The following is a 348-nucleotide window of genomic DNA, read 5'->3' as shown; positions in this document are numbered from 1 at the left end:
GACAGACATCAGGCCGTACGGCACGGCAACGCGCAGTATCGGCGCAAAGCGCTGGATGTACAGGCCATTCTGCAGGCGCAGCGGGCGGAATTCTTCACCGCTCAGTTCACCAGCGAGGTAACGGCGGGTTTGATCGCGATACTGCTTGACGCGGCCCCCGCCGATTTTTTTGTTGTGTTGGGCGTATACGTAAATGGGGGGGGGTCTCTTTTTTACAACTTACGCTGGCCGCCACGCCCCCCGAGGGGGGAGTTCACCAGCGAGGTAACGGCGGGTTTGATCGCGATACTGCTTGACGCGGTCTTCGACGATTTTTTGGTCGTACTGGTCGTATACGTACATGGAGTG

At 58.3% G+C, this 348-nt stretch carries 1 pseudogene; it reads right to left on the bottom strand.

Annotation, left to right across the window (positions count from 1 at the left end):
• A pseudogene (locus ACQ4LH_RS21940) lies at nucleotides 1-195 on the bottom strand (nitrite/sulfite reductase); the annotation flags it as partial.
• Between the last annotated feature and the right edge of the window lie 153 nt (nucleotides 196-348).

Source organism: Pseudomonas peli, assembly GCF_050563605.1.
Taxonomy (GTDB): domain Bacteria; phylum Pseudomonadota; class Gammaproteobacteria; order Pseudomonadales; family Pseudomonadaceae; genus Aquipseudomonas; species Aquipseudomonas peli_A.
The sequence above is the reverse complement of the archived record's forward strand: the minus strand, read 5'-3'. Positions and strand labels throughout refer to the sequence as shown.